We start from the raw sequence: 5,966 nt of genomic DNA, 5'->3' as shown, positions 1-5,966 counted from the left end.
GCAGCGCATGCGCGACCTGGCGGTCCAGGCCTCCAACGGCGGTTCCCAGAACGCCGACGCCCAGAAGGCGGCCAACCTGGAGTTCACCCAGCTCAAGGACGAGCTGGACCGGATCGCCACCAACACCACCTTCGGCACCCAGAAGCTGCTGGACGGCAACTACAACGGCACCTTCCAGATCGGCGCCAACTCCGGCCAGACCCTCAGCGTCGCCATCGGCAACATGGGCTCCGTGGCGCTCGGCCTGAAGGACGGCACCAACTCCACCAACGCCACCACCAACGCGATGCTGTTCGACAGCGACGGCGCCGACAACGCCGGCGGCGGTGCCGCTCTCAACGCCGACGGCACCATCGAGGTCAACGTCGTCGCCGCCCAGGCCGCGATCACCAAGCTCGACACGGCCATCGCGCGGGTGTCGGACCAGCGGGCCACGCTGGGTGCGTTCCAGAACCGGTTCGAGCACACGATCAACAACCTGAACGTGGCGGTCGAGAACCTGTCGGCCTCGGAGTCGCGCATCCGCGACACCGACATGGCCCAGGAGATGGTCAGCTTCACCCGCAACCAGATCCTGACCCAGGCCGGCACCTCCATGCTGGCCCAGGCCAACCAGTCGTCCCAGGGCGTGCTCAAGCTCCTGGGCTGATCCTCCGCAGGCGCCTGATCCGCGCCCGCAGGGAACAGCATCGCGACACCGGAAGGGGCGGTCGGCGCAACCGCCGGCCGCCCCTTCGCCTGTTCGGCACCCGGGCCCGACGGGGCCTGAGTGAAGACCCACCCGACGGGGCGGGCGATGTAGAGAGGACTTGCACACGTGGCAGGAAGTACAGTCGACGGCCTGGTCAGCGGCATGAGCACCAGCGCCCTGATCTCCCAGCTCATGCAGGTGGAGCGGATCCCGCAGACCCAGCTCCAGACCAAGGTCTCCACCCAGGAGAAGGTCCAGAGCGCCTACCAGTCGATCAACACCAAGCTGGCCTCGCTCAAGACCGCCGCCGACGACATGCTGAAGGACACCTCCTGGCAGCTCGCCAAGGTGACGTCCTCCTCGACCTCGGTCACTCCCACCACCACGGCCGGCGCCGTTCCCGGCAGCATCACCTTCAAGGTCGACAGCGTCGCCAAGGCCCAGGTCAGCACCGCGAGGTACGCCTCCGCCACCGACCCCGCACTGGCCGGCGGGGTGACCAAGGTCGGCATCTCGATCGGCGGCGCGGCCGCCGTCGAGATCGACGTCACCACGAACACCCCGCAAGGCGTCGCCGACGCGATCAACGCCAAGGGCCTCTCCGTTCGCGCCTCGGTCGTCACCACCAACGAGGGCACCGTTCTCCAGCTCAGCTCCACCAAGACCGGTACGGCGTCCGGCTTCGCCGTCACCGGCCTCGCCGGCGGACCCCCCGTCGACATCGTCCCCGCCTCCAACGCCGAGATCATCGTGGGCGACCCGACCGCCGGCGGCTACACCGTTACCAGCGGCACCAACGCCATCTCCGGCGTCCTCTCCGGCACGACCATCAACGTGACCAAGGAAGAGGACAACGTCACCGTCACGGTCGACCCGGACAACGGGGCCGTCGCCGACAAGGTGAAGGCCTTCATCGACTCGGCGAACGCCGTACTGAGCGAGGTCGGCACCCAGACGGCCAACACCCCCGGGGCCAAGACGAAGCAGCCGCTCGCGGGCAACTTCACCGTCCGCCAGATCGCGCAGACCGTCCTCGGCCAGGTCGGCGCCGGCCAGAACGACTACGGCAGCTTCTCCCAGCTGGGCGTGGAGCTCGACTCCTCCGGCAAGCTCACCTTCGACCGCGACCAGTTCCTCAAGGCCTACGCCGCCGACCCCGTCAAGGTCAAGAACGCGATCACGGCCCAGGACCCGGCGGTCCAGGAGACGACGGCGCCGGACGGCACGAAGATCCCCAAGAGCCAGGTGACGGCCGTGATGGGGCTCGCCGAGCGCCTGTCGATCATCTCCAACAACAGCACCACCACCGTCAAAGCGGCCATCGACGGCAGCAAGAGCCTGGTCACCGACCTCACCAAGCGGATCGAGGCCTGGGACCTGCGGCTGACGAAGCGCGAAGAGACACTGCGCAGGCAGTTCACCGGACTGGAGGTCGCGCTCGGCAAGCTCAACCAGCAGTCGAGCTGGCTCGCCGGTCAGATCTCCAGCCTGCCCAAGGCCGAATAGTCGAGAACGGATAGCACGCCATGAACAACCCCTCCATGCGGGCCCGGTACATCGCCGACGCGGTGGCCACCGCCTCTCCCGGCAAGCTGCTCGTCATGCTCTACGACCGCCTCGTCCTCGACCTGGTCAAGGCCGAGGAGGCGCTGGGCACCGGCGACCGCGAGAACGCGTCCCAGCAGCTCATGCACGCCCAGGACATCGTCATCGAGCTGCGCTCCTCGCTCAAGATGGACGTCTGGGACGGCGCCACCGGTCTCGCCGACCTCTACGGCTTCCTGCTCACCCAGCTCATCCAGGCCAACGTGCGCTGTGACGCCGCCCTGGTGGCCTCCTGCCGCGCTCTGATCGAGCCGCTGCGCGACGCCTGGCGCACCGCCGCCGCAGAAGCCGGCACGCTCGCCTCCGCCGCCCGGGTGGCCTGACCGTGGGCGCGCAGCCGCCCGCGACAGGCGACTGGCACGCCGCCTGGTCCAGTGCGCTGGATGCCCTGGAACTGGACGTGGCCGCCACCGAGGCGATGCTCGTCGACGACCACCGCGTCCGCGAACTCGCATCCGTCGATCCGTGGTCGCCCCCTGAGGGCCTCGGCCCGCTCCCGCTCGACCTGCGCCCCCGCGCCGACGCGATTCTGGCCCGCCAGCTCGCGGCGGCCCAGGCGCTGGCCATGGCCATGGCCGGCAACCGTCGCCAGGCCGCCATGCTCGCCCGCGTCGAGACCGGCAGCAGCGGCACTCCCCGACCTGCCTACATCAGCTGCGCCGCCTGATCCTCCTTCCCCGCGTCAGGCCGGGGAGTGCGTCAGGGCCTCGGCTCCGCCCGGTCCTTCAGGCGCCGGACCCTGAGGGTGTTGTCCGTCCGGGCGGCGGGCCGGCCGTCGGGGCCGGTCTGGATCCGCTCGTGCTCCTCGCAGCGCTGCACCTCCCACCGCCCTTCCGGGAGGCCGAGCGATTCGAGGACCTCCTGCGGCGTGGGCAGGTGCACGCCGTGATGGTGGTCGGGCTTCTCCCAGGGGGCGGGTCCCGCGTGCCCGACGACGAGAAGCACCCCGCCGGGCGCGACGGCCGAGGCGGCGGCCCGCAGGATCCGCTCCCTGGGCATGTCGCCGTGGGAGTGCAGGAAGCAGGCGGAGACGAGGTCGAAGGCGCCGCCGGGGAAGGAAACCCCCAGGTCGTGCCGCTGCCAGTCGATGCGGTCGGCGACCCCCGCCTCCGCCGCGTGCCGGGCCGCGCGGTCGAGGGCGACGCCGGAGATGTCGACGGCGGTGACGCGCCAGCCCTGCTGCGCCAGCCAGATCGCGTCGCCTCCCTCACCGCACCCCAGGTCCAGGGCACTACCCGGCTCCAGGCCGGTGATCTCACGGACCAGGGCGGTGTTGGGATTCCCGCTCCAGATCCGGTCGCTCTCGCCGTAGCGGGCGTCCCAGAGCTCCTCTTCCGAGGGCTTGCCGTCCGTCATGGGTGTTCTCCTTCGCGTCTTCACACGTGTCTTCACATCGGGTGGGGTCATCGGCCGTGCCCGGCGGCAGCCGGGCACACGCTCGCAGTACCTATGCGGGGACGGGCTCCCGGCGGGCGGCGACGGCGCGGCGGGTCTCCTCGGCGACCAGGTCCGCGTTGATCGCCGCGGCCGCGCGCACCCCCGCGGCCGCGGAACCCATGACCTGTTCGGCCAGGTTGGCCACGTTGCCCGCCACCCACACCCCGGGGATCTCCGTCGCCCCGGACGGGTCGGAGGCGACGTAGCTGCCGATCGAGCGCCCGCCCATCTCCTGCTCGGTCGTCTCCAGCCCCAGGCCGGTGAGGACGCCGGAGCGGGCGGTGAAGCGCGGGGTCACCACGAGGGCCAGGCAGGGAACCACCCGGCCGTCGGCCAGCCGTACGCCGGTGAGCCGGTCGTCCGCCACCTCCAGCGCCGTCACCTTCCCCTCCAGTACGGCGACCCCGCGGGCGGCCAGCTGCTCGCGCCCGTCGTCGCCGAGCTCGGGCGAGGTGTGCACGAAGAGGGTCACGTCCTTGCTCCACTGCCTCCACAGCAGGGCCTGGTGCACCGCGAGCGGCCCGGTGGCCAGCACGCCGATCGGCTGGTCGCGCACCTCCCAGCCGTGGCAGTACGGGCAGTGCAGCACGTCCCGGCCCCACCGCTCGGCCACCCCGGGCACCTCGGGCAGCTCGTCGACCAGGCCGGTGGTCACCAGCAGCCGGTCGGCCGCCACCGTGCGACCGTCGTCCAGGGCCACGCGGAACCCGCCGTCCGCCAGGCGCTCGGCCCCGGCGACGGTGCCCTCCACGATCTCGCCGCCGTAACCGGTGACCTCCGTACGGCCTGCGGCCAGGATCTCCAGGGGCGGCATGCCGTCACGGGTGAGGAACCCGTGGGCGTGGGCCGCCGGGGCGTTGCGCGGCCGGCCCGCGTCGATCACCAGCACCGAGCGCCGTGCGCGGGCCAGGGTCAGCGCCCCGCCCAGCCCGGCGGCTCCGCCACCCACCACCACGACGTCGTATCTCGCGTCCATCGCTCACCCTCCTCCTCAGGCTGCGGCCGTACGGTCACGGCCGCCGCTGCGATGGACTATGCGCCAGCGATGGATCGGTTGACAAATACTATTGCCGGAACAGCAAAATGGCCGGGTGAGTGACGAACCCGCTTTCGACGATGTCCTCCAAGCCGTGGGCCCCAGGCTGCGGACTCTGCGCCAAGAGCGCGGGGCGACGCTGGCCCAGCTCTCCGAGACCACCGGGATCTCCGTCAGCACCCTCTCCCGCCTGGAATCCGGCCGACGCCGGCCCACCCTGGAGCTCCTGCTCCCCCTGGCCCGAGCGCACCAGGTCCCGCTGGACGAACTCGTCGACGCACCGGAGACCGGTGACCCGCGCATCCGCCCCCGCCCGGTCACCCGGCACGGCATGACGTTCATACCCCTGACCCGGCGGCCCGGTGGGCTCCAGTCCTACAAGCTGATCATCCCGCCGAACCATCCGGCGGGCGAGCCCGAGCAGCAGACCCACGAGGGTTACGAGTGGCTCTACGTCCTGTCCGGACGGCTGCGCCTCCTGCTCGGCGAACACGACCTGATCATGATGTCGGGAGAGGTGGCGGAATTCGACACCCGCATCCCGCACTGGTTCGGCAATCCGGGTTCCGAGCCCGTGGAGGTCCTCAGCCTGTTCGGACCGCAGGGCGAGCGGCTGCACGTCCGCGCCCGTCCTTCCTCCGGGTGACACACGTCCCGGCCCTCTTCCGGCCCATCCGGTGGGTCCTATGGGAGAGCCAGGTGTTTACGGCGTAAACGCTGTGGTGTGCGCGGTGGGGTGCCGGGTGTTGCTGGGGTGAGTTGGGAGGTGGGTGTGTCGGGGGTTGGGTCGGGAGTGCTGACCGGTCGGGAGTGCTGACCGGTCGGGAGTGCTGACCGGTCGGGAGTGCTGACCGGTCGGGAAGGTGTGGCGGGGGTGTGGCGGGGTGGGGGTGGAGATGTGGAAGGCCGCCACCGGGGTTCGGTGGCGGCCTGGGGTGTGCCCTGCCTGGGGTGTGCCCTGCCTGGGGTGTGCCCTGCCTGGGGTGTGCCCTGCCTGGGGGTGTCGCCTGGGTGTTGCCGGTGGGGGCCGGTGGTGGGGGGCCGGTGGGGGTGTCTGGGCGCTGGTGTCTTACTTGGCGGTGACGGCGGCGCTCTTGGCGAAGGGCTTGGGCTGGGTGAGGGTGAGGGGCTTGGCGGGGTTGGTGTCCTTCTCGCCCCAGGCGCCGGTGGCGAAGGGGACGGGGTGGTTCTTCTTGC

The 5,966-nt window shown here is 71.1% G+C and carries 7 protein-coding genes; 5 read left to right on the top strand and 2 right to left on the bottom strand.

Annotated elements, in window-relative coordinates; genetic code table 11:
* The 4 genes from FHS22_RS37010 to FHS22_RS36995 form a co-directional block, all read left to right on the top strand.
* On the top strand, positions 1 to 649 hold a 649-nt coding region (locus FHS22_RS37010), incomplete at its 5' end, for a flagellin (RefSeq protein ID WP_184948864.1).
* 168 nt (positions 650 to 817) lie between these two features.
* Entirely contained in the window at positions 818 to 2,197 is a 1,380-nt protein-coding gene (fliD, locus tag FHS22_RS39090; protein ID WP_184948863.1) for a flagellar filament capping protein FliD, read from the top strand.
* A 20-nt stretch (positions 2,198 to 2,217) separates the two neighbouring features.
* Positions 2,218 to 2,619, top strand: coding sequence for a flagellar export chaperone FliS (gene fliS / locus FHS22_RS37000; protein ID WP_184948862.1), 402 nt, complete (start codon positions 2,218 to 2,220; stop codon positions 2,617 to 2,619).
* Positions 2,620 to 2,621: 2 nt separating this feature from the next.
* Positions 2,622 to 2,963, top strand: coding sequence for a hypothetical protein (locus tag FHS22_RS36995; RefSeq protein ID WP_184948861.1), 342 nt, complete (start codon positions 2,622 to 2,624; stop codon positions 2,961 to 2,963).
* A gap of 32 nt (positions 2,964 to 2,995) precedes the next feature.
* On the opposite strand, the gene FHS22_RS36990 is transcribed toward FHS22_RS36995, so the two are convergent.
* Together FHS22_RS36990 and FHS22_RS36985 are read right to left on the bottom strand one after the other, a co-directional pair.
* Positions 2,996 to 3,652: a class I SAM-dependent methyltransferase gene (locus tag FHS22_RS36990; protein WP_184948860.1), complete on the bottom strand. Its 657-nt coding sequence runs from the start codon at positions 3,650 to 3,652 to the stop codon at positions 2,996 to 2,998.
* A gap of 91 nt (positions 3,653 to 3,743) precedes the next feature.
* Positions 3,744 to 4,709, bottom strand: coding sequence for an NAD(P)/FAD-dependent oxidoreductase (locus tag FHS22_RS36985; RefSeq protein WP_184948859.1), 966 nt, complete (start codon positions 4,707 to 4,709; stop codon positions 3,744 to 3,746).
* A gap of 115 nt (positions 4,710 to 4,824) precedes the next feature.
* On the opposite strand from FHS22_RS36985, the gene FHS22_RS36980 reads away from it, so the two are divergent.
* On the top strand, positions 4,825 to 5,415 hold the full coding sequence (locus FHS22_RS36980) for a helix-turn-helix domain-containing protein (protein WP_184948858.1): 591 nt from the start codon (positions 4,825 to 4,827) through the stop codon (positions 5,413 to 5,415).
* Positions 5,416 to 5,966: the final 551 nt, after the last annotated feature.

It is taken from the genome of Thiemannella venezuelensis (assembly GCF_014203605.1).
Classification (GTDB): Bacteria; Actinomycetota; Actinomycetes; order Streptosporangiales; family Streptosporangiaceae; genus Planomonospora_A; species Planomonospora_A venezuelensis.
Note: the sequence above shows the minus strand (reverse complement) of the source record. Positions and strands in the feature narration are given on the sequence as shown.

Coding starts and splice junctions, on each gene's coding strand:
- fliS (WP_184948862.1), top strand. CDS start 2,218: ATGAACAACCCCTCCATGCGGGCCCGGTACATCGCCGACGCGGTGGCC.
- FHS22_RS36990 (WP_184948860.1), bottom strand. CDS start 3,652: ATGACGGACGGCAAGCCCTCGGAAGAGGAGCTCTGGGACGCCCGCTAC.
- FHS22_RS36985 (WP_184948859.1), bottom strand. CDS start 4,709: ATGGACGCGAGATACGACGTCGTGGTGGTGGGTGGCGGAGCCGCCGGG.